Below are 23,089 nucleotides of genomic sequence, written 5' to 3' on the forward strand. Positions count from 1 at the left end.
CAAAATACAAGAACTTTGTGTCATCTCTATAAAAAGAAAGTATTTGGCGAAACTACCATCCCGATTACCTACGTGGAATCAGCTGATTGGCGACAGCAGTGAATTTTCCCGACAAAACAGGGCCTTCAACTCGATCAGCATATTGACACTACTGATCCTCTGTATCCTGCTCCCCTTCAACCTGGCTATCGGGTTGCGGGAGGTGTCGGTTGCCATTATGGTACTGCTCTTGCTGCAATGTATCTTTTACTACTGCTCGCGTTTTCAGAAACGATATAAGTTTGGTACAGTGGCCTACATCGCGGCCAGTTACCCGGTGCTCGGCGTTACATTTTATTATAACTCCGGCAGCCTGGGCCCGATTATGCTGCTGTTTTTCCTTACATTCAATTTACTCGTTGCATTTACACCGCGCCGCACACATTACCTCTGGGCCGTACTGCACCTGGCCCTGCCAGCAATGATGCTGACGGTGGAATATCTCTACCCGCACCTCATCCCCGATAATTACAACAATCGCCAGGAGCGTTACATCGATATCCTCAGCAGTTATCTTGTTACACTGATCTGCGTATACCTCATCACGAACTACCTGCGCAACAACTGGGAAAAGGAAAAGCAAACAGCGGAAGAACGGGCCGATAAGATTGCCCTACAGAACAAACATATTGTTCACCAGAACACGAACCTGGATGAACTGAACCATAAGAAAGACAAGCTGTTTTCCATCATCTCGCACGACCTGCAAAGTCCGTTGCATTCCATCCTCAGCTCCCTGGAACTGCTGGCTGAATTTGACCTGCCCGAAGCCGATCAGAAGAAACTTGCGGAAGGATTGCTCATCATGACGCGCAATACCGCCAATATGCTGAGCAACCTGCTCACCTGGTCCAAAAGCCAGATATCGGGGGTAAACTTCAACTTTACCGAAGTGCACATCAATAACCTGGTGGAAAGGGTACTGAGCGTGCAATCCCTCCTTGCCCGCAAAAAAGAATTGCCGGATCATTACGGAAATTGATCCGAACATGATCGTGCGCACGGACCTCAACATGTTGGAACTGATCGTGCGCAATCTCATTAACAACGCTATCAAATTTACGCCCGAAGGCGGTTTAATAGAAATTAACACCATCAACAAAGAAGGCGAATGCCTGCTGCGTGTTAAAGACAATGGCATTGGTATGACGCTGGAGCAGGAAGCAAAATTATTCACGCTGAACTCCCGCTCTACCTACGGCACCAATAATGAAAAAGGTATTGGTTTAGGATTGATGTTGTGTAAAGAACTCACAGAACTGCTGCACGGCAGGCTCTGGTACGAAACCGCCCCCAACGAAGGCACCACCTTCTTCCTCGCACTGCCGCAGGGAAAACTCGCGAAGCTGGCCGAACAGCAATTGAACATCGGTAATAAGCACATCTAGGTGGATAAAAACATGATTTGAATAAGCATGTCTTTTATCCATGATAAGATTAACTTGTGAAATCAGCCGGTGATTAATTATTTAAAATAAACCATAGCGATACAGATGTTAACAATTCTAAAAATATCATGAAACTGTAATTTAATTTCCTGTTGAGTGTTCTAGGTTTGCATTTTGAGATAACAATTTCGACCTTTGCAAAGTTAAATAACAAAGCCCCTGGTCAGGAGGCACCCTGCCAGAGGCTAAGCTTTGGTTTAAACTGTCGGTATTCCGGCTCCGACGTCACCGGTCGTCCTCTATTACTAACGACGTCACTACTTGTCTAAGGCATGTGGAACTCCTCAATTGTCCTTCCTATTTATTGCAGCAGCGACAAGGGAATTTGTACTTCTTTCCCTCAGGATGCCAAACCCTTTTACCACTTTTCGTGGTTATGTAAGGCGTAAACACCCAACCCTCTGCGCAATTGCAAGGACATTCATTGTTGTTCATTACCATACGAACATCAATTGTAGTGAAAACTGTTGCCACCAACTTACACCCTGGTGGCTTAGGTGTTTGCACTCTTTGCAAAAATTTAAAAGCCCAGGCGTTTAGACAGACACCGGGCTTTAATTTTTTTCTTCTAGTGAGCCATACTCCTAAAACATTTTAGTTATCGAAGTTTAACACTACTAGTTCGTATGGTTCGGCAAATATAGTCGGCAAATCCATATTGTCCAAATCATTAACAAATAGCCAGGCGCCTCTAATGGGGCTAATTTTTATCGACAGTTTTTGCGAATTGTAACAGCGGAGTCCGAAGAACATAATAACATTGCTATTACAACCTCACAGAATACATATCTCTACAAACTTTATATCTATAACCTCGACTTTTGGGGACGGGGTATTTATCATTATCTAACAAATTTAAGAAGAGTAGATGTGAGGAGCCTTTAAAAGTTGCTAACAGGTGTGGAAACCAAATGTATTTTTGGGGCTATTCAGCGACCCTAGTAGAATTAACATCTAGTATATTGTATACTTAAATTATACAAAAAAACCCGTCAATAGAAATTGACGGGGCTGTTTCCTTGTTTGGTATAAACAACTTATCTAAACATATTGCTTGGGTGAAAGTAGTACTTCCGCGCATGGCGGCGAACGGGATGTAGACGGATCGCCAGAATGTGTCGATAAGTTGGAAAATAGTAACGGCAGGCGATACCGCCTGCCGTTACTATTTTTATCAATGCAGGCAAATTTAGATGATAGACCGCACCAGTCCGCCGTCGGCCCGAAGCGCCGCGCCATTGGTGGCCGCGGATAACGGGCTCGCCACATAGGTCACCAGGCTGGCGATCTCGTTCACATCGGCAAAACGCTGGATCAGTGAGCCGGGCCTCGCGGTTTTAAAGAAGTCGGCTTCCGCCTGCTCCTTCGTTTGCCCCTGGGTTTCCGCCAGTTGTTTGATAAATTCCTCCACACCTTCGGAGCGGGTAGGTCCGGGTAACACGGAGTTGACCGTTACACCCGTATTTTTCGTCAGCTCGGCCAGTCCCCTGCTTACCGCTAGTTGTGCTGTTTTGGTCATGCCGTAATGAATCATTTCTTCCGGTATGTGGATGGCCGATTCGCTGGAAATAAAGATGATGCGTCCCCAGTTTTTACCTATCATTTTAGGAAAGTAATGGCGCGCCAGGCGGATGCCGCTCAGCACATTCACTTCGTAGAAACGCAACCACTCTTCGTCCGTAATATCCGTAAAGGCTTTGGGTTCAAATATACCGGCGTTGTTCACCGGGATGTCTACATCCGGCAGCTGTGCGATCAATTTGCTCACATCTTCCCTGCGGGAAAAGTCTGCCGCAATACCGTTTACACTGGCGCCATGCACCAGTTCTTTCAGTCGTGCTACCGATTCGTCTACCCGCTCCTGTTTCCTGCCGTTAATGGTCACGATAGCGCCTTCTTCCAGCAACTGCCTGGCGATCGCAAATCCAATTCCCTGTGTGGAACCGCTCACAAAGGCGGTTTTTCCTTTTAATTTCAGATCCATGGCTATTCATTTATGCTTTACAAAGTTGAAGTAGTTTATAGTATTCCTGAAATAATACAACTGATGGGGAGGTATCACAAATCTGATAGGGGTAAAACAAAACTGCTTTGCCGGGGTGGCAAAGCAGTTCGTCATTTATTTTTTCTTCCAGCCGGCTTTATTGGAGCCGGATGCAATGTTATGTTGTGAGTTGCGTTCAAAGTCCATATCGTAGCGGTCTGCATATACACCGTAGGCTAAAAACCCGATGCCTTCTGCCTCTACGTCTGAATACAATATTTCCGGATCTTTGTCGGCTTTGTTATAGTATGCTTCGCCCATGCCTACAATAAAGCAGCGGCAGTACAGGAAACCATCGTCAGAACCATCGGTGCGTGCCCGGATGTCGCGGCGGTCGATGTGGTGCAGGCGTTCTTCCATATTCAGGATAAATCCTTCCAGCTCCTCTTTTTCCAGTTCGTACAATTTCTCTGTTAACGCGTCGGCAATATTATCGGCTACCTCGTCGCCAAGGGTGATGATATCTTCCACATCGTTTTCCTCCAGCGCTTTCGTGCGCAATGCTTTAGCCTCGGGGTGCTCGTCCCAGGCGGATTCAATGACCTGCCAAAACTGTTTCTGATCCATAATTTCTGTTACTATTGACTGCAAGATATAATTTTAGCCGTAAGTGGTCAAAATCCAGTTGCCTTTGTCAGCGAAAACGGCTTGTCCGATTCCGCCAATCCCCTGCTGGTATTCGGTTCCGGCCCCATCTGCAACACCAGTTTTCCGCCTGCCGTGATATCGCCGTGCGTAATGTAATGTTTAGTATATGGCGCGCCGTTCAGGGTGGCCGACTGAATATACACGTTCTTCTTACTGTTATTCACCGCTTCTATTACAAACTTTTTGCCGTTCTCCAGGCTGATGCCCGCTTTGCTAAAAACAGGGCTGCCAATCACGTACTGGTCGGTACCGGACAAACGCTATATAGTCCCAGTGCGCTCAATACATACCAGGAAGATGTTTGTCCCTGGTCTTCGTCGCCCGGGTAGCCATTGGGGCCTGCGCTGTACACTTTGGCCATTACGTTCCGTACATGGTACTGGGCTTTCCAGGGCTGCCGCACGTAGTTATACAGGTAAATCATATGTTGAATGGGCTGGTTGCCATGTGCATACTGCCCCAGGCCTGCCACCACCATTTCCTTCATTTCATGGATCATGCCTTTGTAGGAACCCACGTTCACAGAATCGGAAAGTGAGAACACCGAGTCGAGGCGGGCGGCGAAACGTTCTTCTCCCCCACGAGATCAACAAGCCCCCGGGTGTCGTGGAAAACAGACCACAGCCAGTGCCAGGCGTTGCCTTCTACGTAAGGGCCACCCCATTCGAACGGATCAAAGGGGCCATACCAGCTGCCATCTGCTTTGCGGGGGCGCATAAAGCCGGATACGGAATCATATACGTTGCGGTAATTGTACATCTGGCGGGCGAACAGTTGTTCGTAAAAGGGCTGGTTCGTCATTTTCGCCAGGTTGTACGCGCAGAAGTCGTCGTAGGCATACTCCAGCGTTTCGGATACCGCGCCGTAAGGACCGGGGAACGATACGTAGCCCAATTGGTAGTAGTCCTTCCAGCCTTCGCGACCGTTGGCCGGGCCCCATGGACCTTTATTAGATGCCTCGTGCCAGTAGGCTTCCAGTGCTTTTTCGGGTCGAAGGTGCGGATGCCTTTTACCCAGGCGTCTGTTAACAGGGAGATCGCGTGATTGCCCACCATACTACCGCCCTCGCCGGGAAACGACCACGCAGGAAACCAGCCGCACTGTGCCTGCGCATCGAGCAGCGCCTGCATATAGCGGCCTTCCATTTCGGGATGCAGGATGGTATTTAAAGGAAACTGTGCGCGGAACGTGTCCCAAAAGCCATTGTCCGTGTACATATAACCGTTATGTACCTGTCCATCGTAGGGACTATAGTAGTAAGGCTTTCCATCTGCCCCATATTCAAAAAACTGGTGGGAGAAGAGGTTGGCGCGGAACAGGCAGGAATAGAAAGTCGCTTTATCTTCCTCGCTTCCTTCTACGGATACGCGGCCGAACAGGGTGTTCCATGTTTTTCGGCAGCTGCTTTCGTAGCATCGAAATTCCCTTTCAGTTCCTGCTCCAGCGTACGCTGCGCCTGTTCATCGCTGATATAGGATGATGCCACTTTCACCTGCACCTTTGCGCCTTTTTTAAAGCGGATATAGGCGCCCGCGCCTTTACCTTCGTGGCTGGACTGCCGCGTCTTTACCTCGTTGCTCACATTGTCCCAGGCGCCGTAATCTTCAAAGGGCTGATCGAACGTGAGCACAAAGTAATTGCGGAAGTTTTTAGGGATGTAACGGCCGTTATTCACCCAACCTGTAATGCGGCGCTGTTTCGGATCGATGGTCACGCCGCTCAGCTTATCATATCCATCCAACACTAAAAATGCGGCCTGCCCCGACGGGAAACTGAAGCGCAGGTGCGCGCCCCTTTCGGTGGGCGCTATTTCTGTGGTGATCTTATTATCGAAAGTGACTTTGTAATAATGCGGATGCGCCGTTTCGTTATCATGACTGAATTTGCTGGCGCGTTTATCTTCATTTACCACCAGCTCACCGGTTTCCGGGAAAAGAGAGAACACGGCATAGTCGAGCGTCCATGGACTGCACTGGTGCGTTTGCTGGAAACCGCGGATCGTATTGGCTTTGTACTGGTACTTCCAGCCGTTGCCGTTTTTACCGGTTTGTGGCGACCAGGCATGCATGCCAAAGGGCAGGCAGGTAGATGGATGTGTGTTTCCGTAACTGAGGGCGAATTCGGAATTCGTACCCTGCAAAGTGCTGGCGTATTGGACCAGGGATTTCTGTGCACTGGCCGTTGTAGCCAGGAGCAGGAGAAAAGCGAGTGGTTTCAGGTTCATGCAAAATCGTTTAGATCATATCAATCCGGGCGGAAGATAATATCAGTATTAAACAACCTGCACATTTTTGTGATGAACGTAGCGGCATAAAAAAATCCATCCGCGGGCAAGCCGGGATGGATTTGGCGCCTTAATGCGCCTCCAGATATTTTGATGGACTGAGCCCGGTTAGGCGATACTAACCGAAGGCTTCCATGAATATGCTGTAGATTCCATGAATACCTCCTTTTTTTGGTGAATGAAATCTAATTTAGGAAATATTCACCAAACGAATTGTTAAAATTAATTCAGGATCGTCATGCTTAAATTGGTGAACGCGCTCTTCACATCCTGCAGGATAAAGCAGAAGTCGGAATACGTTTTCGCCTTCCATACCCGGGTGTTTAAATTCATCAGGTCTTCGTAAGCCCTTTGCTTATCGGCATGTTCCGCTGCTACTTTCCTTAAAGCCGTCGATAAAGCGAATTTAACATCATGACCCTGGTCATTGTTTAAATCGTTGTAAACGAGGTCTAATGTGTTGGCATCACCTAATTTGAAAGGGTCGGCATTGGTGCCGGATACCCCCACGCAGTCAGTACCAGCTCTTCAAAAAGTAAGTTGTAGTTCCGAAAAGTTGATTTCTTGACGCTCTCCGTTGTCTTCTCCATTCTCTTAAAAAAGTGTATTCTCATTCTCTGTCTCAGGATGGCCGGTCTCGTGTATTTCTGATTAATCCGATGCCGGCAAAGAAAAATATTGCGCCGAGCAGAGCGTAAATGATGATTTCTTTCACATTTTTGGTCTCACTCCCGCCATTCACAAAATTCAATGCGGCCAGTATCAGGCCGATTGCGCCCGCAAAGGTAAGAATTATACCGATAACCCGTTTTTCCATTGTGAATTTTTACAATTGGATTATCAAAAGCTGTGCCTTAGCGAGCGGCACGTTCGCGAATGGTTTCGTAACGGATATCCTGTAACAATTCCCCGTTTTCGAACACCGTCACCAGCTGGTCGGCCAGTTCGGGCAATTCCTCCTCCCGTACCGTTTTGTACCCTACCCCGGTTTGTACCAGTTTCAGGCGACCGGCTTTTGACTTTTTAAAGGATTTGATCAGCTGTCCGTGCCCGTTCAGCTCCGTCGGGTTCTTCTGCACATCCACTTCCTCCCCGTTAACCACGGCGTAAGAGCATTTAAAGGCGAATTTCTGGGTATCCCTGTCCACTTTCTGCAACAGTGCCCCACCCATGCCCAACACCAGGTTCTCTGCACTGATCCGGTTGATTTTCAACGCGTCGTAGATGCCACGGATGCTGTGGAGATTTACCCCGTCGCCCTGGATCACGCGCACCTGGGGCGGTAATACTTTAAATCCTTTACTGTTGATGGTGTAGCCAAACTTCGCGAACAGGATATCGAACACCCGCAGCAGCGTAAATACCGGGTCGCCGCTATCGGGACGAATCACCAGTGTTCCCTGGCGGCTTAGCACCAGCTCTTTGAGTTCACCGCCCCAGTACTCGGCACAGGCCCGGAAAATATCGTAAGAATCGGATACGCAGGCCACGGTGCCGGTCGGGAAGGTTTCCAGCACATGCCTGAACACCTCCAGCTCCCCTTCTTCCCCGCGCAGGGTACAGATGGAGTGCTCGGTGGCGGGGATGGACAGGCCATATACCTTATCCGTTCCGTAGTATTGTTGCGCCAGTAAAGAACCTACGATATTATCGCTCCCCAGGAAGTTGAGCAGGTGCGCCGCGCCGCCCAGTCCCGCGCTCTCCATGGAACTTACCCCACGCAGACCGAAGTCGTTCAGCACAAAGTCGATCATATCCGTATCGGCGGTTTCGCGGAAGTTTTCCGCTACCAGCTTGCGGACTTCCCGGCTTAAGGTGGCTACCGTGATGGGGTACCACACCTGGAGCAACAACGTTTCGAGGAAGTTGGGGAGCCAGTAACAGTTGTCATCGGTGTTTTCGATAGTCATCAGCACGTTACTCACGGGAACGGCTGTACCTTCCGGAACGGCTTTGATGCGGATGGGGAGTTTGCCGTCGTACTTCTCCAGGATGTAATCGAAACGGCTGCGGTCGAATACATCGTTTCTGCCAAACACCTTTAACAGGAACTGTTCAGCGGCATCTATCTTTTCTTTGGTGATGACTTTACCGGAGATATATTCTTTGAGGAAATATTGCAATCCGAAGAAGATGGTTTCATCAAATTCGCCGCCACGGCTTTCGAGGTAGGAGTACATGCGGGTGGTGCCGGGATAATACAGCTTGTGGTGGGAGTACTTGTAGGCGTCGGATAACAAAATGAGGTTATTGCTTGTGTTCATGGCTGTAGATTTTATAAGTCAACGTTCAGGTTAGTCAGCAGCAGTTTAACGAGCGGTTCATGTTCCGGTGTAATCTGCGGCAGGGCGGTTAAATCGAACCAGGCTACTTCCGCGAGATCGTCGCTTGCTTTAGGTTCGCCGCCTGTATAATTCGTTTTATAAAAGCTGGTGATGATTTTATCCACTTCACTGCGGTAGCGCCAGTCGTCTACCCTCACCGATCCAATATACTGCATCGGCGTGGTTTCCAGTTCGCCACACTCCTCGCGGAGCTCGCGGGCCGCAGCCGCTTCGTAGCTTTCGTCGGTCGGATCGGTAAACCCGCCGGGGAAGCGCCATACACTGGCATTATGCTTTTTGCCCAGCAATACTTTGTTATTGTGCAGCAGGGCTATATCCACGGTAGGATATACTTTCGCATACACGTTCTGGTACGCATAGTTGATGCCCATCCGGAAGTCCTGCGATTCAAGCACCTTATCCGCATAACCGTCACGGATGGCGGTGGCGGAATGATCGCCCTGTTCGGGCAGCAGTTCTACCGGGAGGCGACCGCTATAATAAGGAGCAAAGCTGCTGCGGCTGCCATAGAGTACGAAGTTTTCCTGCGGAAACACGGAGTCGAGCAAACTGTCGAGCTGCTGGCTCCATACCGCATCTGACGGGTGATCGCTCAGCGGGAGCACGACAAGTTCGGGGCAAAACTGCTTCAACAACTTTTCGCGGGTGTAGAAATCGAAGGGATTACGGCGGCTGCCTTTTACGGGGGTAACGCCGAGGAGAACAACGACCTTGTTATGCTTGGCCCTGATCTCGTTGATCAGGTAGCGGTGCCCTTCGTGAAGGTAGGGTGTTTGAAATCTTGCTATGATCACTCCAGTGGTTTTCATTTTGCGTTTCTTTGACGCAAAAATAGGATAGAATAGCTTAACCGCAAAATCTTTTTGCGTTAATTGACGCAAATTAACACTATACTCAAAACAGCTTTACAATCTGGAGATGCTACAGGCACAAACACAGGTTAATGAGGTGTACCCGGCCCGTCATTGCTCGCCCTCTCTTAAATCTCAAAGTTAATCCCCTCCTTCACCCTCCGCTGATAATTCTTCTTATTAAACTGGTAAATCTTACTCGGACGGCCCTTCCCCTCTCCTTTCGACATCTCACCGGTCTCCTCGAGAATATCCAGCTGCTGCATTTTACGGGCGAAATTGCGGCGGTCTATTTCGCGGCCCAGGAAGCTGATGTACAGGTGCTCGAGGTCTGCGAAAGAAAAGGTGCGGTCCAGCAGTTCGAAGCCGATCGGCTCGTAACGGATTTTCATGCGGACGCGGGCGATGGCTTTCTCCAGGATTTCCTGGTGGTCGAAGCCCAGTTTGGGTAAGCCGGTGATGGGGAACCACTGGGCGTTTTCCGCGTCCGTGGAGGCTTTTAGTTTTTCGTATTTAGAAGACTTTACGAGGGCGAAGTAAGCGACGGATACCACGTGCTGGCGGGGATCACGGGAGGGTTCGCCGAAGGTGTATAGTTGCTCGAGATAATTGACGGAGATACCGGTTTCTTCTTCCAGTTCGCGACGTACCGCGGTTTCAAGAGATTCTCCGTTCAGCACGAAGCCGCCGGGAATGGCCCAAGCATTTTTAAAGGGCGGGTACTTGCGCTGGATCAGCAGCACCGATACGCCGTCGCGTTTGGAGTAACCGAATACAACGGCATCTACGGCCAGCCTGATATTGGATGAATTAGCAGTCATACGCTCCGCAATTTAAAACAATCTTGGCTATCTTTACTTTAAACCGTTTACTTACATGTACCTGCTCATACCCGGAAGGCACCAGCTACTCACCAATTTCCAGTTTTCTTACCTCGAAAATATTCTATCACAAGGCCTTGCCGCAAAGCGCGACGCTTTTGGCCACGCCATTCCACATACGGAGCCAGTAACGGCCATCATCTTCGCGGTAACATCCGCCAACCACTCGGGCACGCGGCGCAATCCGCTGCCGTTCTACCTGCGCGCCATCGCCATCGAAGCCATGGGTAATGCATTGAGCGTACCGGTATTCAGTTACGGGGTGGATGATGTAGGCAACCTCTCCAACTTCGCCGACTATACGATCAAACGCATACGGCACGACAGTGACTTCCAGTTTGACCTGACGCCGGAGAATACCGTAGTGCTTTGTTCCACCCCGTATTGCAGATGTATGCCGATCTTGGTTATACCATTCTGCCCGCGGAGCTGGCGGATATCAGCACCTGGAAATATCACCAGCCTATGCCCTGGGATATCGTGGAGAAAGTAGCGTACAGCGACGACTGGCAGAACGATCCGTACATACGGCAGCATATGCACAAAGCGGCGTATGATGTGTGGCGCAAATACCGCCAGGGTGATAAGGTGCAACTGTTATTCCGCGACACGATGATCAGCAGCGACGGCGACCTTACCGACACCCGCGACTACAACGTATACGTACGACAGATGGACGATATCGCCGGGATGAAATTTCACGACACGGCAGCATACATTCAACCCGGCCGCATCGGCGATATTGGTTGCGCAGTGGGCTCATGGATCAAACTGGCATGTAAGGAAGAGAAGCTGCGCGAATCTGACTTCTACGGCATCGAGGTATCGCGCTACCTGTACGAGATTTGCCAGCAGCGGAAGGTGAACGGCGAGTTCGACAATCCTTTTGTCTTCTTCTCTAAAAAGAATGCGGTAACAGGACTGGTGTTCGAGAAGCATTCCATGCATACGATACACACCTCTTCGCTGACCCATGAGATTATTTCATATGGTCACGACGGCGACCTGGAGAAGTTTATCCGGAACCGTTATGAAGAACTGGCCGCCGGCGGCGTATGGATTAACCGCGATGTGGTAGGCCCCTACAACAAGGAGCAACCCGTACATGTGTGGCTGAATGCCGAAGATGGCGTGAATGACGATCCTTTCCGGCACTTCGAAGAACGTCATGCGCTTTCTGCTTATCTCGAAACACTGAGCACCCGGGCGCGTTTCCTGCGCTTCGCCCGCGACTTCCGTTACAAAGTTCCTTTTATAGTAGAGGGTGATCACTTCGTAATGAGCCTCCGCGATGCGTCGGAGTTCCTGAGCCGCAAGGACTACACCGATAACTGGCAGAGCGAAATGCATGAAACCTTCTGCTACTGGGACTTTAATGAATGGCAGGACCAGATGAAGGCCGCCGGCTTCCAGATACATCCGGCCTCTAAAGCGTTTACCAATGACTGGATCGCGGAGAACCGATGGAAAGGCAAAGTAGCCCTGTTCACCAAACAGGACGGCGAACTGCAGCCCATGGAATGGCCGGTGACCACGATGTTTTTAATGGGCATAAAAGCCTGATCAAAGCGGTTTGTAGTTGGAGACCTGCGACATGTTCGCCAATACCATGCGCGTGTTAAAAGCAGTATCAAGCGGTATTTTCTCTATCAGCCGGGCAACGTCCGGCGCGTATTGCGGCAGCAACACATAAGCGTCCGTTCCGTTCACGCGCGTCAGGAAATCTCCCAAAATCATGATTAACTGATCGTAAGAAATGATGCCCGTTTCTTCTTTTACCGCACCCAGCCAGTTTTTGACGCGGCGGTTAACGATCACATAGTCTACTTGCGGAAACACGGCCGCATTCGGCGCCAGCCATGCGGCCAGGCGGATCGGCTCGTGGGTGTGCAGGTCTTTAAACAACATGATCTGCGGTACGTAGTAAGCGCTGCCTAGCTCTGCCTGCAAAAGCGGGCGGGTAACGTTAAACCCCCATAATTTATCCGACAGTTCGGGCGCAAGATAAGTGGTAGCATGAACGTCGAAGAAATGCAGGCTGGCCTTGCGGTTCATTTGCTGCCATCCTTCGAAGAGCAGGGTGGAATTGCAGGGAACGGGATAATCGATGATCCCGCGCGGGTCGTTAATATATAGCCCCAGCTCGTCGGTCATCTGTTTCACAAAAATGAATGCTTCTCTTCCAAAGAAATCCGGGCGCACATAGTTGAGCTCCATCATGATGCCTGTATCCGAGAACCCGATGTAATCCTGGTGCATCTTTTCCGACGCATGATTTCTATATAGGGAAAAGTATACGCCCGTATGAATATTGCCGTAGTGCCAGGCGCCATCCTGCGGGGTTTGTCCTGGTGGTAACGGGATTTTCGCATCAAGGTAAGCATTGATGGTGTCGTCTGATAATGGCGCGGATTTGGGCCGAAAGAAATAGAGTTCGAAGCTCATAGGTAAGGCAAATGTAATTGAAATATGTATTTGTATACCCACTCGTCATTTTCCCACCCCCGTCCGCCTAAAACGCCGTATCTTCCCCCTACCAACGATCTAAATCATGAGAACTTTCCTCCTGGCAACCATGCTGTTCGCCGCCACCACCGCTATTGCGCAACAAACACAAAAACCTCCGCTGCACGGTAAAAACTGGATGGCCATCACCGGCAAACCGATGGCCGCCACCGCCGGCGCTATGATATTTCAGCAGGGCGGTAACGCCGTAGACGCCGCCTGCGGCATGCTGGCAGCTACCTGCACCATGTGGGACGTGCTCAGCTGGGGCGGCGAAACACAAGCCCTCATCTACAATCCGAAAAACAAAAAGGTCATCGCCATTAACGCACTGGGCGTCGCACCCACGGGCGCTACGCCATCTTTCTATAAAAGTAAAGGGTATAGTTTTCCTCCGGAATATGGACCGCTGGCAGCCGTAACGCCCGGTACCGCAGGCGGCCTCTGTCATATGCTGGCAGCGTATGGCACCATGAGTCTCAAACAGGTACTGGCGCCCGCCATGGAAATGGCCGCAGGTTACCCGATAGAAGCACAAACCGCCAACAGCTTCGAGCGCAATAAAAAACTGATCAAAGAATGGCCTTACAGCAAGGCCGTATATCTTCCTCATTTGGGAGCATTAAGAGAAGCGCCGGAAGCGGGAGAAATTTTCGTACAAAAAGATCTGCTGGCTATGCTGACCAAACTGGTAGAAGCAGAACAAACGGCGCTGGCGCAGAAGAAGAGCCGCAAAGAGGCGATCATGGCGGCATACGACCGTTTCTATAAAGGAGATATTGCGAAGGAGTTCGTGCGCGGTTGCCGGGAACAGGGTGGTTTAATTACTATGGAAGATCTCGCGAAATGGAAACCCGTGGAAGAAGAGCCACTGCATGTGAACTACAAAGGCATCGAGGTATACAAACTGCAACAATGGACACAAGGCCCCATGTTATTACAGGCCTCAACATCCTCGAAAACTTTGATCTGAAAGGCATGGGCTTCAACTCCGCGGCCTATATTCATACGCTTTTTCAAACCATGAACCTCACGTTCGCCGACCGCGATTTTTACTACGGTGATCCCGCGTTCTCGAAAGCAATGCCCATCAAAGGATTGCTCAGTAAAGAATATGCAAAAGCGAGAGCAAAGGAGATCAATACGGCTTTCAATAATGCCAATACGCAACCCGGCGATCCGTACCCGTTCGAAGGAAAGAAAAATCCTTTACGCCGTTTACTGGAAGCCCACGCCGCACTAAGCGACACGGCCCCTAAACGCGATGGCAACTTCGTACCGAAACACGACGCGATTACGGTCATGAACGATGCGGCTTACCAGGACCGCCTCTGGCGCGGCACCACCAGTGTGGAGGCCGCAGACAAGGAAGGCTGGGTAGTGTCCATTACCCCAAGCGGCGGCTGGGTGCCGGCCTGCATTGCCGGCCATACCGGTATTGGCATGAGCCAGCGGGCACAGAGTTTTGTATTGGATTCGGCACTTAGTCCGTTTAACGTGATCGCGCCGGGCAAACGGCCGCGCGTAACGCTTACGCCTTCGATGGCGCTGAAAGATGGTAAACCTTATCTCTCTTTCGCTGTACAGGGTGGCGATACGCAGGACCAGAACCTGCTGCAGTTTTTCCTGAACATGGTGGAGTTTAATATGACCGTGCAACAGGCCACCGAAGCGGCCAACATCAACAGTAACCAGTTATGGTTATCATTAGGCGGCAGCGCAATGAAAGACCGGATGCCCCGCGCCGGCAGTCTTTTATTAAACAGCAACACGCCGGATAAAACCCGTGAAACACTGAAGGGCATGGGCTACTCACTCAGCTTCTCGGAGCGTACGAGCGGGCCTATTAATGCTATCTTCTTCGATTGGAAACATGGAAGTTTGTGGGGCGGAAGCAGCAACCACGGGGAGGATTACGGGATCGGGTGGTAATTATTTTCCTAACGCATCATTACCTCGCTCAACAACAACCCGCTGCCACCACCATAATGCTGCACCAACTTCACCTCCGGCCGTTGCGCGGTAAAGTAATCGCGCAACGCCGCTTCTTCATCCGCACTGATGCCCGGCCCGAACAACACCAGGTCAAAAGCAGTATCGGCGAATAAGGCACGCGCCTCATCGTCCTGCACCACCCCCACGCCATTCCAGTCTTCCCGCTTGTTTAACAGGCGCACGACGGTATCACGTATTTCCGCATTGCGGCCAATGTAAAGGATATTTGTTTTCTCCATGATTTAATGTAATAACCTCGCCCGATAACCGGGCGAGGATGAATGTATAAAAAACTGCTCAGGAAATCATCATTGGCACGTCCATCAGCAGCACCTCCGCGTCCTGCGACCCGGATGTTATTTGTAAGGTGTTTTTGTCCCAGATCCCCAGCCCGTCCCGGCGGCCAAGCGGGGTATTATCGATCGTTACTTCGCCGTTGATAACGAATACATACACACCGTTGCCGGGTTTGTGCACTTTGTAATTCGTGGTAAAGCCTTTATCGAAGCGGCCCATATGAAACCAGGCATCTGGTTAATCCATACCCCGGCATCGTTCGGGTTTGGCGATAAGATCTGCTGCAGTTTATTATGCCGGTCGGCCACATTCAGCGTCAGCTGGTCGTAGCGGGGCGTTACGTTCTTTTTGTTGGGGAACAGCCATATCTGTAAAAAGCGCGTGTCCTTATCGCGGTTCTTATTGTATTCGCTGTGAAAGATGCCCGTGCCCGCGCTCATCACCTGTATGTCGCCATGTTTGATCACGGCCACGTTACCCATACTGTCTTTATGTTCCAAATCACCTTCCAGCGGAATGGAAATGATTTCCATATTGTCATGCGGATGCCGGTCGAATCCACGGCCCGGGGCTACCCAATCGTCGTTCAGCACGCGCAACACGCCGAAGTGCATACGATCGGGATTATAATAATTCGCGAAACTGAAGGTATGTTTACTTTCCAGCCAGCCATGGTTGGCATGTCCGCGGGTATCGGATGTATGCAGTACCATATTGGCGGTGAGGGTGGATTCCGGGTTAGGAAGATGATTAAAGCCCATTACGTCCAGCTCTTTCAACTCGTCTACATCATTCTGGATTACGTTGCCCATGGCGGCGTTGGCCACGAACATGCCGGTACCGAGCAGGCCTTTCCTGATAAAATCTTTTCTTTCCATAGCTTGGTGTGTTTATATAGCAAAACTACCCGCTACAGTTAACCCGGCCATTGAACTAGTTCAAGAAATTACTTTTTAGCAAGACGGGTGCGCACCTTGCTGAGGAACTCCGGTGAAAAGCCCAGGAAAGAGGCAATCTGGTGCTGCGGCGCCCTTTGAGGTATGGTGGGGTACCGTTCGAGGAAGTCGAGGTACTTTTGTTCGGCCGTAGTGGCAATGGTCTGGAACAACCGCTCCTGCAGCCGCGACACATTCCGCTGCACCATGAGGCGAAACATCCGCTCGAAGCGGGGCGCCTCCTGTAACAACTGTTCTTTCGTATCGGGATTCAACAATAACAACTCACAATCCTCCAGCGTTTCGATGAACATGCGACTGGGTTTGCCCTCATGAAAGCTGGCAATATCGCTCACCCACCAGTTTTCGATGGCAAACTGCAGGGTAATCTCCGCCCCATGCTCATCCACATAATAACTGCGGATGCATCCCTTATTGATGTACGCTTCAAAACGGCACACCTCCCCTTCTTTCAGCAGGAACGTTTTTTTGGGAACGTGCCGCTGTTCGAGCAGGGAATTAAAGAGGTTAACTTCGTCCGGCGCGAAGGCAGCATACCTGGTGATGTAGTTGTTGATGTGGGAGAACATGGATTAAAGATAGGGAAAAGGATCACTCCAGCTTCCCTGCTTTCGTACTCAAATACTTCTTCTCGTACGTATACAACGCCTCAATCACCTTCCGCGGATGCTTCTTTTCGAACAACCAGATCACGAACGTGGTAAAGCGGATGAGCCCCTTCGGACTTTTCAGCGCCTCGGCCAGTTTGGATATGCTGGTATCGCGGGCGGAGAGGCAGCCGTTACGCTCGGCGCCCTGTTTGCCATGCAGCTCCTCCGCGAAACTCCAGGCGCCGTCGCGGGCATTGCCGATGCTGAACTGGATGAGCACCGACTGGCCATTGGCCGCGTGTAAACCCATGAGTGATAATAGCGGGGAAATGCGGCTGATGCGGTTCATCACATCATAGGTGAGCGAACCGATGATATCGTTGATGCTGATAAAATCTTTGCGCAATCCCTGCAAATCGTTGGTGCCACTGGCATCTACGCTGGCCACGCCAAGGTCGTAGTTGATGTGTGCATTCATACCTAACAGTAGTTGCTGCAACAGCACTACCCGCCATTTACGGCAACCGGCAAAGGCCACCGCCCAGGGACCGCTGGGCTTTTGTCCGGCCCGGTATTGCTGCACGGCCTCCGGGTAACGGTTGGCGAAAAACACGTCGAGGCGTTCCATGCGGGGGCCATCTTCAAACTCATTTTTGAGAATGCCTTCTTTTACGCGGACCGTTACTTTGTGGTACAGCGCCGCGAAATAACCAACACGGTCCTTCCGGTCCATACAATCTTCAATAATCTTTTCAAGCTGAAAAATCACCTCATCGATAGTGGTAGCAGGTGTCATACGGGGACTATTTGGGATTAAAAGAATATGGCTGCAATGTTAACGCTATTTTCCCTACTTTTAACCATCTACCCAAACCCGTTTATCCTATGCCACGCATTGCGGCTACACTCTTTTTTCTCCTGTATGGCTTAACATCCTACGCGCAGCAGGACAGCGCGATGAGCGTTTACCTCTACGATACGAAGTTCAAACACAAAGTGCAACGTCGGCATAACTTTAACCGCGACTCCTTTTACCTGCGCCGCGGCGTGGTATACGTGGCTAAAATACGCGACACTTATCACCGGCCATTGCAACTGCTGGATATCACCGAAAACACGCTGGTGTTCCGCAACCTGTCGGGCACCTACCGTAACGAGCCCGACACCTTTTTCTCAAGCCCGGTGACCTCACGGAATTACAACTGAACCCGAAGGGCATGTCTGCCAAACTGCTGCTGCACCACCACCGCTATACATTCGGGTATGATACCGGCTCCGCGTACATTCCGCCACAGCCGGGTGTTACGTGGATCAAACAGCAGGAAGTTCATTACGAAAAGCTCCCCGTGCAAACGGCAAAAGGCATTACCTTCAGTTACCTGCCCGACTCCCTTGCCAACCGCGCCGAACCCGATCCCGCGTTGCTGGACAAAACTTACCGCAGGCGTTACTTCTTTGGTTTTACCCCTGCAGGACGGGAAGAGATCAATGGCATTGCCTTTGGCCTGTTGTCCGAAAACAGGAAGAATCACAAATACAACATACGCGACACGCTGGTCACGCGGGGCCTGAATATAGAGCTGCATCCCATGTCGCTGCTGTTCGGCTTCTTCCTTCCTTACATCGGCGAAATCGGCAAGCCCAACTACAGCTACGAACGATACCTGCAGGAAAGCGCGCCCGAATGGGAAACTAAAATGTATGGCGTTAACCTATCGCTCCTGCACATTGGCAGCCGGCGGATATACGGCCTGAACATCGCTCCCACCATGACGGTGGTGGACGAGATGCACGGCCTCACCATTACCCCGATCGTGAACTACGCGATGGTACAGCAAGGAACGATGATTTCCCTGTATAACAACAGTAAAAGAAGCCGCGGTTTCCAGCTGGGACTGATCAACACGAGCAGGGACCACCGCGGGTTGCAGATCGGTTTGTGGAACACGAACGCCAAAAGAAGATTACCCTTTATCAACTGGCAGCTGAAAGCGGCCGATTCCTCTCTTCAGCAGCGCGACTAACGACGCGCATAAATTTTCGCCGCACAGGTCGCGGGGGCAATGATCGTTATCTGTCGGGGGCGGTGTAAAACATTGACCACCCGGAACGCACCATGCCTCCCAAACGTAACGAAAACCTTAGCTACAAATCTGAAAATCCCGTACGCAAAGGGCAGCGAAAGGGCAGTTAAAGGGCAGGCAAAGGGCCAGGGTTGCTCCAGGCTTGCTTTTCCCTGGCTGCATCCTTGCTGGATGGTTAATTCTACTATGGTTTCGGGGAGGTACATTTTTACTAAAGTACCCCCGTTTTAGCAAGGATCGTCGAAGGATGGTATAAGGATGGTCCGGGGGAGGGTAAAATCATTAGCAAAAATGTAACGCAAACACTTGTTAATGAACAACATAAAGACGCTAAAATGGTACAATTTTTGCCGCAAAAATGTACACTAAAACAGCACTGATGATACAGAAATACATGAACGCACTTACGCACGGCGCCTCGGGGAAATTCGGCGACATCTGCGTGTTTTACCAGCGCAACGGCAAAACCTGCGTGGGTAAGGTACCGGTTGCGCGGCCGGGCAAGGGTACGCCTAACCAGCAACGCGCGCCCGGGGCGATTTCAGCGATGCCAATGCCTATGCTTCGGAAGTGATAGCAGATGAGCAGCGATATGCTATTTACTACCAGCTTCGCCTGCCGGGGTGTAACGTGCAGAACATGGCGGTGAAGGACTTCTTTGGGGCGCCGGAAATTACGCAGGTGAATACAGATGAATACACCGGGGTGAAAGGCAGCGCCATCACTATATGGGCAAAGGATAATGTGCGCGTGGAGGCGGTAACCGTCGCCATTTATGATGCGGACGACAACCTGATAGAGATGGGGCCGGCCACGGCGGTGAACAGGGGCAAAACGAAGAAGTGTAAGTCATCTTACTGGGAATATACCGCCACCCATACCGGCAATGCACAGCGTGTAACGATTACGGCATTAGACATGCCGGGTAATGCTACGGTGGCAGAATATATGCTGGCGGAGCGTGCTACCGTTGAAGTGTGTGACACAGCGGCGGCTGAAACGGGTACTGTTGCCGGTAAAAGGCTAAGCAGGCATATACCAGTGCCCGTTACCACTGATCGCGAGCAGGACCTCATCGCCGACGGCAATACCCTCACGGTTGGTGTGAAGCAGGAGCCGTTCGCCGGCGGCGAGCACTTCCACCTCGAAAACGGGGCCGATGAAGTCGACGCGTTGGACGATCGCTTTAACACCGCCCTCATTGACGATACTGATTTGCTCGGGACGGAGGAACAGGCGCGGTTGCGTGCCAGGGAAAATGGCGGCAGACAGGAGATTGTAACGGCCGAACAAGCCCGCGGCATATGCTGTAGCAGGTTGACGGTAAGTGGTGACTGGCGCGGCCTGTTGTACGATGGCGCCGTCCTTCACGAGCATCACTTCGTCGGCCCACGAGAGGATGTCGAGCGGGTCGTGCGAAACGAGCAGGATGGTGATATGGAGCTTTTCGCCGATGTCGGCGATCACAGACTTCAGGATTTGTTTATGAACGAGGTCGAGGTTGGAAAAGGGCTCATCGAGCACGAGCAGCTTTGGCGAAGTGGCCAGCTGGCGCGCGAGTGAAATACGTTGCTTCTCCCCTCCCGAAAGCTGGGTAGTCCAACGTTTCAACAGGTGATCGATGCGACAGATGCGGTATAAATCTGCGGAATCCTCGTCAAAAAGAGGTTGGCGTATGCCAGTTCTTCTTCTACGCGATAATTATTGCGGAGTTCGTAGTGCTGTGAGAGATAGGCAATACCCGGGTGGCCCGGCATCAACTTTTCGTGAATGCCCTTCACCTTTTTGCCATTAAACCACACCTGCCCGCTGGTAGCCTGTCCCAAACCGGCCACAATTTTGAGCAGCGTGCTTTTACCCGAGCCGGATTCGCCGGCGATAGCGATCTTTGCAGCTCCTGCTGCGTAAAACTGATCCCTTTCAGTACTTCTTCCTGACCTTCCTGCTTGCGGATGTCCGTAACCTGTAGTAAATTCATAAGAACGCTCAAAAGTAAGCTCCACCGGCATCTTAAAAAAACAAATATTCTCCGGTGGATTTTTTACTTTTACTAAGACACGATTCCACGATTCCTTTTTAAGCAATGGAGCTGATACCACGTTCAGAACAGATGCTGCTGCAACGCGCGGCAGAAGGCGACCAGGGGTCGTTCGCGGAGCTCTTTCGTGCATACAAAGACAAGCTTTACGGTATTTTACTTAAGATGACGGATTCTGCCGAACTGACAGAAGACATCATCCAGGACGTTTTCCTGCGCCTCTGGCGGAAGCGCGAAGAACTGGCCACGATCGACAACTTCGGCGGTTACGTGTTCCGCATGGCGCAATACAGGCGCTGAACGCGTTTAAGCGCCGCGCCCGGGAGTACCAGTACATCGCATCGTTGCAGGAACCCGTTACCGGCGCGGAGCCGGAAACGCAACTGCAATTCCAGGAGGCGCGCGCCCGGCTGGAAATGGCGGTACAGCAACTGCCGCCAAAACAGAAAGAAGTTTTCACACTCAGTCGCGACAAAGGCCTCAAACACGAGGAGATTGCCCGCGCACTCAACATATCGCCTGCCACCGTGAACAACCACCTCGTGGAGGCATTACGCCAGCTGCGTAAAAAGGTAGGTCCCTACCTCAATATCACCTATTTCCTCTGCTGCTTCTTTTTCTGATTGTAACACAATGCTTTAGCTGTGCCGAAAAATATTTTTCAGGCGACTAGTTATATGCTTCCGGGTAATTGTCTATTTGGTAACAACACTTGTTCCACGTAGATGAAATGGCCGGTTTTACCCACCGGGAATGCAATTAAACTGATACAAATTATGCCGATAGCAAGAATCCGGTATCTCGTAGAAAGATATATATATGGCACCTGCACCCTGCAGGAACGGCACGAACTGTTCGACTGCATAAGTCAGTCGCAACACGACGATGCACTCAAAGCGTCGCTGGAGGCGGTTTGGGCCGAGTACCAGCCAGATGCCCCCATGCCCGGTGATATGTCTGACCGGATCTTATCCAACATCTTCGCGGAAACGGCGCCTGTCATGCGCCCTGTACATAAACGCCGCTGGTGGCCCGCTGCCGCCGCTGCCGGGTTACTCGCCATTGGCGGTGTTACCTACTGGCAACTGCAGCCGCAAAAGCCGGTGCAGGTGGTGGAATCGCAGGAGCAACGCTTCCGGAACGAAGTGCAGCCCGGTGGCAACAAAGCCCTGCTGACCCTGGCAGACGGAACGGTGATTGAACTGGACAGCGCGGCGAACGGCGTACTGGCCCTGCAAGGCGGCGCAAAAGTGCGCAAGCTCGCAAACGGGCAAATCGTGTATGAAGCCGGCGCCGCAGCCAGTGGCACCAACACCATCCGCACCCCGCGTGGCGGCTCGTACCAGCTGACCTTACCAGACGGTACACAAATATGGCTGAACGCCTCTTCCTCCATCACGTACCCGCTCAACTTCAACGGGCAGCGCGAGGTAGACATTACCGGGGAAGCTTATTTCGAAGTGGCAAAGGATGCAGACCACCCGTTCAGCGTGCGTTCGGGAGATGTGAAGGTACAGGTGCTCGGCACCAGCTTCAACATCAATGCGTATGAAGATGAATCAGTAATGAAAACCACGCTGCTCAATGGCGCCATCGTTGTACAGTCACAGGGCGGCAGCAGCCCGGTGCTTCGTCCCGGCCAGCAGGCCAGGTACGGCGGAGGCAATATCACCGTGGCGGATAATGTAAATACAGAGGACGTGGTAGCCTGGAAAAACGGGTACTTCCAGTTTAACGAAGCCGATATGCCAACCGTGATGCGGCAACTGGAAAAATGGTACGATGTAGAAGTAGTATACGAAGGCGAAATACCCAAACGCAGCTTTGGTGGCGGCATGCAGCGCTCCTTACCACTTACTGAGGTATTAAAGATACTGGAAGAAAACAATGTAGCATTCCGGATAGATGGCAGAAAAATTATTGTGATGCAAAAATAAAAACTGAGTAGTTCATCTAAATTAAACGTTATGAAATAATCCACTTACCAACCCTGCTTCCCATAAAAAAGCCAGAAATGCGGGAACATTCCTGGCGGCATTTGGCAGCAGTTGAAAACCATCGGCAAAGACAGTTCAATTATTCAA

General features: G+C 51.1%; 26 protein-coding genes and 2 pseudogenes. 11 read left to right on the forward strand and 17 right to left on the reverse strand.

Translation table 11 applies throughout. From position 1 onward, the window contains the following. Positions 1-43: 43 nt before the first annotated feature. Together MKQ70_RS17580 and MKQ70_RS17585 are read left to right on the forward strand one after the other, a co-directional pair. Complete coding sequence (locus MKQ70_RS17580; protein WP_248072946.1) at positions 44-1,021, forward strand: sensor histidine kinase; 978 nt, start codon at positions 44-46, stop codon at positions 1,019-1,021. Between the two features lie 7 nt (positions 1,022-1,028). Then, the gene (locus MKQ70_RS17585; RefSeq protein WP_248072949.1) at positions 1,029-1,427 is read left to right on the forward strand and encodes a sensor histidine kinase; all 399 of its coding nucleotides are present in this window, start codon (positions 1,029-1,031) and stop codon (positions 1,425-1,427) included. Between the two features lie 1,249 nt (positions 1,428-2,676). On the opposite strand, the gene MKQ70_RS17590 is transcribed toward MKQ70_RS17585, so the two are convergent. The 9 genes and pseudogenes from MKQ70_RS17590 to MKQ70_RS17645 all read right to left on the reverse strand — a co-directional run bounded on the left by MKQ70_RS17590 (position 2,677) and on the right by MKQ70_RS17645 (position 10,480). Next, positions 2,677-3,471 carry an SDR family NAD(P)-dependent oxidoreductase gene (locus tag MKQ70_RS17590; RefSeq protein WP_248072952.1) on the reverse strand — a complete coding sequence of 265 codons (795 nt, stop codon included), beginning with the start codon at positions 3,469-3,471 and terminating at the stop codon, positions 2,677-2,679. Positions 3,472-3,606: 135 nt separating this feature from the next. Beyond that, entirely contained in the window at positions 3,607-4,098 is a 492-nt protein-coding gene (locus tag MKQ70_RS17595; protein ID WP_248072954.1) for a DUF4240 domain-containing protein, read from the reverse strand. A 47-nt stretch (positions 4,099-4,145) separates the two neighbouring features. Next, positions 4,146-5,558: pseudogene (locus tag MKQ70_RS42335) on the reverse strand (GH92 family glycosyl hydrolase). After that, the gene (locus tag MKQ70_RS17620; protein WP_248072958.1) at positions 5,537-6,403 is read right to left on the reverse strand and encodes a hypothetical protein; all 867 of its coding nucleotides are present in this window, start codon (positions 6,401-6,403) and stop codon (positions 5,537-5,539) included. The pseudogene MKQ70_RS42335 and the gene MKQ70_RS17620 overlap by 22 nt, the downstream one beginning before the upstream one ends. Before the next feature lie 282 nt (positions 6,404-6,685). Next, the gene (locus MKQ70_RS17625; protein ID WP_248072959.1) at positions 6,686-6,973 is read right to left on the reverse strand and encodes a hypothetical protein; all 288 of its coding nucleotides are present in this window, start codon (positions 6,971-6,973) and stop codon (positions 6,686-6,688) included. Between the two features lie 112 nt (positions 6,974-7,085). Continuing rightward, positions 7,086-7,280: a hypothetical protein gene (locus tag MKQ70_RS17630; protein WP_248072961.1), complete on the reverse strand. Its 195-nt coding sequence runs from the start codon at positions 7,278-7,280 to the stop codon at positions 7,086-7,088. A 37-nt stretch (positions 7,281-7,317) separates the two neighbouring features. Further along, positions 7,318-8,727 carry a nicotinate phosphoribosyltransferase gene (locus MKQ70_RS17635; protein ID WP_248072962.1) on the reverse strand — a complete coding sequence of 470 codons (1,410 nt, stop codon included), beginning with the start codon at positions 8,725-8,727 and terminating at the stop codon, positions 7,318-7,320. 11 nt (positions 8,728-8,738) lie between these two features. Next, positions 8,739-9,617 (reverse strand): NUDIX domain-containing protein, encoded by an 879-nt coding sequence (locus tag MKQ70_RS17640; RefSeq protein WP_248072964.1) that lies wholly within the window; start codon positions 9,615-9,617, stop codon positions 8,739-8,741. Positions 9,618-9,787: 170 nt separating this feature from the next. Further along, on the reverse strand, positions 9,788-10,480 hold the full coding sequence (locus MKQ70_RS17645; RefSeq protein WP_248072966.1) for an NUDIX hydrolase: 693 nt from the start codon (positions 10,478-10,480) through the stop codon (positions 9,788-9,790). Between the two features lie 55 nt (positions 10,481-10,535). Here MKQ70_RS17645 and MKQ70_RS17650 point away from each other — a divergent pair, with 55 nt between their 5' ends. Beyond that, positions 10,536-11,033, forward strand: coding sequence for a hypothetical protein (locus MKQ70_RS17650; RefSeq protein ID WP_248072968.1), 498 nt, complete (start codon positions 10,536-10,538; stop codon positions 11,031-11,033). Next, positions 10,931-12,103, forward strand: coding sequence for a class I SAM-dependent methyltransferase (locus tag MKQ70_RS17655; RefSeq protein ID WP_248072970.1), 1,173 nt, complete (start codon positions 10,931-10,933; stop codon positions 12,101-12,103). The genes MKQ70_RS17650 and MKQ70_RS17655 overlap by 103 nt, the downstream gene beginning before the upstream one ends. Here the strand turns inward: MKQ70_RS17655 and MKQ70_RS17660 are convergent, their stop codons facing one another. Continuing rightward, on the reverse strand, positions 12,104-12,985 hold the full coding sequence (locus MKQ70_RS17660) for a hypothetical protein (protein WP_248072972.1): 882 nt from the start codon (positions 12,983-12,985) through the stop codon (positions 12,104-12,106). Positions 12,986-13,226: 241 nt separating this feature from the next. Here MKQ70_RS17660 and MKQ70_RS17665 point away from each other — a divergent pair. Continuing rightward, a pseudogene (locus MKQ70_RS17665) lies at positions 13,227-14,977 on the forward strand (gamma-glutamyltransferase family protein). A gap of 8 nt (positions 14,978-14,985) precedes the next feature. On the opposite strand, the gene MKQ70_RS17670 reads toward MKQ70_RS17665, so the two are convergent. From MKQ70_RS17670 to MKQ70_RS17690, 5 genes are all read right to left on the reverse strand, one after another. Then, entirely contained in the window at positions 14,986-15,279 is a 294-nt protein-coding gene (locus tag MKQ70_RS17670; protein WP_248072973.1) for a hypothetical protein, read from the reverse strand. A gap of 58 nt (positions 15,280-15,337) precedes the next feature. Beyond that, positions 15,338-15,556, reverse strand: coding sequence for a pirin family protein (locus MKQ70_RS17675; protein ID WP_248072974.1), 219 nt, complete (start codon positions 15,554-15,556; stop codon positions 15,338-15,340). Continuing rightward, positions 15,466-16,215: a pirin family protein gene (locus MKQ70_RS17680; protein WP_248072975.1), complete on the reverse strand. Its 750-nt coding sequence runs from the start codon at positions 16,213-16,215 to the stop codon at positions 15,466-15,468. Before MKQ70_RS17680 ends, MKQ70_RS17675 begins: the two co-directional genes overlap by 91 nt. A 68-nt stretch (positions 16,216-16,283) precedes the next feature. Then, positions 16,284-16,862 (reverse strand): Crp/Fnr family transcriptional regulator, encoded by a 579-nt coding sequence (locus MKQ70_RS17685; protein WP_248072976.1) that lies wholly within the window; start codon positions 16,860-16,862, stop codon positions 16,284-16,286. Between the two features lie 22 nt (positions 16,863-16,884). Further along, positions 16,885-17,679 (reverse strand): DUF5995 family protein, encoded by a 795-nt coding sequence (locus MKQ70_RS17690; RefSeq protein WP_248072977.1) that lies wholly within the window; start codon positions 17,677-17,679, stop codon positions 16,885-16,887. Positions 17,680-17,768: 89 nt separating this feature from the next. Here MKQ70_RS17690 and MKQ70_RS17695 point away from each other — a divergent pair, with 89 nt between their 5' ends. From MKQ70_RS17695 to MKQ70_RS17705, 3 genes are all read left to right on the forward strand, one after another. Then, on the forward strand, positions 17,769-18,089 hold the full coding sequence (locus tag MKQ70_RS17695) for a hypothetical protein (RefSeq protein ID WP_248072979.1): 321 nt from the start codon (positions 17,769-17,771) through the stop codon (positions 18,087-18,089). Positions 18,090-18,100: 11 nt separating this feature from the next. After that, on the forward strand, positions 18,101-18,907 hold the full coding sequence (locus MKQ70_RS17700) for an LA_2272 family surface repeat-containing protein (protein ID WP_248072980.1): 807 nt from the start codon (positions 18,101-18,103) through the stop codon (positions 18,905-18,907). Between the two features lie 439 nt (positions 18,908-19,346). Beyond that, entirely contained in the window at positions 19,347-19,541 is a 195-nt protein-coding gene (locus MKQ70_RS17705) for a hypothetical protein (RefSeq protein ID WP_248072983.1), read from the forward strand. Between the two features lie 449 nt (positions 19,542-19,990). Here the strand turns inward: MKQ70_RS17705 and MKQ70_RS38740 are convergent, their stop codons facing one another. Then, positions 19,991-20,578, reverse strand: a complete 588-nt coding sequence (locus MKQ70_RS38740; protein ID WP_282456578.1) for an ATP-binding cassette domain-containing protein — start codon at positions 20,576-20,578, stop codon at positions 19,991-19,993. Next, a complete protein-coding gene (locus MKQ70_RS17715; RefSeq protein WP_282456579.1) occupies positions 20,575-20,976 on the reverse strand; it encodes an ATP-binding cassette domain-containing protein in 402 nt (133 codons plus the stop codon). The genes MKQ70_RS38740 and MKQ70_RS17715 overlap by 4 nt, the downstream gene beginning before the upstream one ends. Positions 20,977-21,050: 74 nt before the next feature. Between MKQ70_RS17715 and MKQ70_RS17720 the strand changes: the two genes are divergently transcribed. The 3 genes from MKQ70_RS17720 to MKQ70_RS17730 all read left to right on the forward strand — a co-directional run bounded on the left by MKQ70_RS17720 (position 21,051) and on the right by MKQ70_RS17730 (position 22,942). Further along, entirely contained in the window at positions 21,051-21,305 is a 255-nt protein-coding gene (locus MKQ70_RS17720) for an RNA polymerase sigma factor (RefSeq protein WP_248072987.1), read from the forward strand. 35 nt (positions 21,306-21,340) lie between these two features. Then, complete coding sequence (locus MKQ70_RS17725; protein WP_308199488.1) at positions 21,341-21,628, forward strand: sigma-70 family RNA polymerase sigma factor; 288 nt, start codon at positions 21,341-21,343, stop codon at positions 21,626-21,628. Between the two features lie 153 nt (positions 21,629-21,781). Then, positions 21,782-22,942 carry a FecR family protein gene (locus MKQ70_RS17730; RefSeq protein WP_248072993.1) on the forward strand — a complete coding sequence of 387 codons (1,161 nt, stop codon included), beginning with the start codon at positions 21,782-21,784 and terminating at the stop codon, positions 22,940-22,942. Positions 22,943-23,089 lie beyond the last annotated feature (147 nt).

The organism is Chitinophaga sedimenti (assembly GCF_023156195.1).
Classification (GTDB): domain Bacteria; phylum Bacteroidota; class Bacteroidia; order Chitinophagales; family Chitinophagaceae; genus Chitinophaga; species Chitinophaga sedimenti.

Bases quoted from the DNA above. Each gene is read 5' to 3' on its own strand.
- MKQ70_RS17585 (WP_248072949.1), top strand. From the start codon at position 1,029: ATGATCGTGCGCACGGACCTCAACATGTTGGAACTGATCGTGCGCAAT.
- MKQ70_RS17590 (WP_248072952.1), bottom strand. From the start codon at position 3,471: ATGGATCTGAAATTAAAAGGAAAAACCGCCTTTGTGAGCGGTTCCACA.
- MKQ70_RS17595 (WP_248072954.1), bottom strand. From the start codon at position 4,098: ATGGATCAGAAACAGTTTTGGCAGGTCATTGAATCCGCCTGGGACGAG.
- MKQ70_RS17620 (WP_248072958.1), bottom strand. From the start codon at position 6,403: ATGAACCTGAAACCACTCGCTTTTCTCCTGCTCCTGGCTACAACGGCC.
- MKQ70_RS17630 (WP_248072961.1), bottom strand. From the start codon at position 7,280: ATGGAAAAACGGGTTATCGGTATAATTCTTACCTTTGCGGGCGCAATC.
- MKQ70_RS17635 (WP_248072962.1), bottom strand. From the start codon at position 8,727: ATGAACACAAGCAATAACCTCATTTTGTTATCCGACGCCTACAAGTAC.
- MKQ70_RS17640 (WP_248072964.1), bottom strand. From the start codon at position 9,617: ATGAAAACCACTGGAGTGATCATAGCAAGATTTCAAACACCCTACCTT.
- MKQ70_RS17645 (WP_248072966.1), bottom strand. From the start codon at position 10,480: ATGACTGCTAATTCATCCAATATCAGGCTGGCCGTAGATGCCGTTGTA.
- MKQ70_RS17650 (WP_248072968.1), top strand. From the start codon at position 10,536: ATGTACCTGCTCATACCCGGAAGGCACCAGCTACTCACCAATTTCCAG.
- MKQ70_RS17655 (WP_248072970.1), top strand. From the start codon at position 10,931: ATGTATGCCGATCTTGGTTATACCATTCTGCCCGCGGAGCTGGCGGAT.
- MKQ70_RS17660 (WP_248072972.1), bottom strand. From the start codon at position 12,985: ATGAGCTTCGAACTCTATTTCTTTCGGCCCAAATCCGCGCCATTATCA.
- MKQ70_RS17670 (WP_248072973.1), bottom strand. From the start codon at position 15,279: ATGGAGAAAACAAATATCCTTTACATTGGCCGCAATGCGGAAATACGT.
- MKQ70_RS17675 (WP_248072974.1), bottom strand. From the start codon at position 15,556: ATGGGCCGCTTCGATAAAGGCTTTACCACGAATTACAAAGTGCACAAA.
- MKQ70_RS17680 (WP_248072975.1), bottom strand. From the start codon at position 16,215: ATGGAAAGAAAAGATTTTATCAGGAAAGGCCTGCTCGGTACCGGCATG.
- MKQ70_RS17685 (WP_248072976.1), bottom strand. From the start codon at position 16,862: ATGTTCTCCCACATCAACAACTACATCACCAGGTATGCTGCCTTCGCG.
- MKQ70_RS17690 (WP_248072977.1), bottom strand. From the start codon at position 17,679: ATGACACCTGCTACCACTATCGATGAGGTGATTTTTCAGCTTGAAAAG.
- MKQ70_RS17695 (WP_248072979.1), top strand. From the start codon at position 17,769: ATGCCACGCATTGCGGCTACACTCTTTTTTCTCCTGTATGGCTTAACA.
- MKQ70_RS17700 (WP_248072980.1), top strand. From the start codon at position 18,101: ATGTCTGCCAAACTGCTGCTGCACCACCACCGCTATACATTCGGGTAT.
- MKQ70_RS17705 (WP_248072983.1), top strand. From the start codon at position 19,347: ATGATACAGAAATACATGAACGCACTTACGCACGGCGCCTCGGGGAAA.
- MKQ70_RS17715 (WP_282456579.1), bottom strand. From the start codon at position 20,976: ATGCCGGTGGAGCTTACTTTTGAGCGTTCTTATGAATTTACTACAGGT.
- MKQ70_RS17720 (WP_248072987.1), top strand. From the start codon at position 21,051: ATGGAGCTGATACCACGTTCAGAACAGATGCTGCTGCAACGCGCGGCA.
- MKQ70_RS17730 (WP_248072993.1), top strand. From the start codon at position 21,782: ATGCCGATAGCAAGAATCCGGTATCTCGTAGAAAGATATATATATGGC.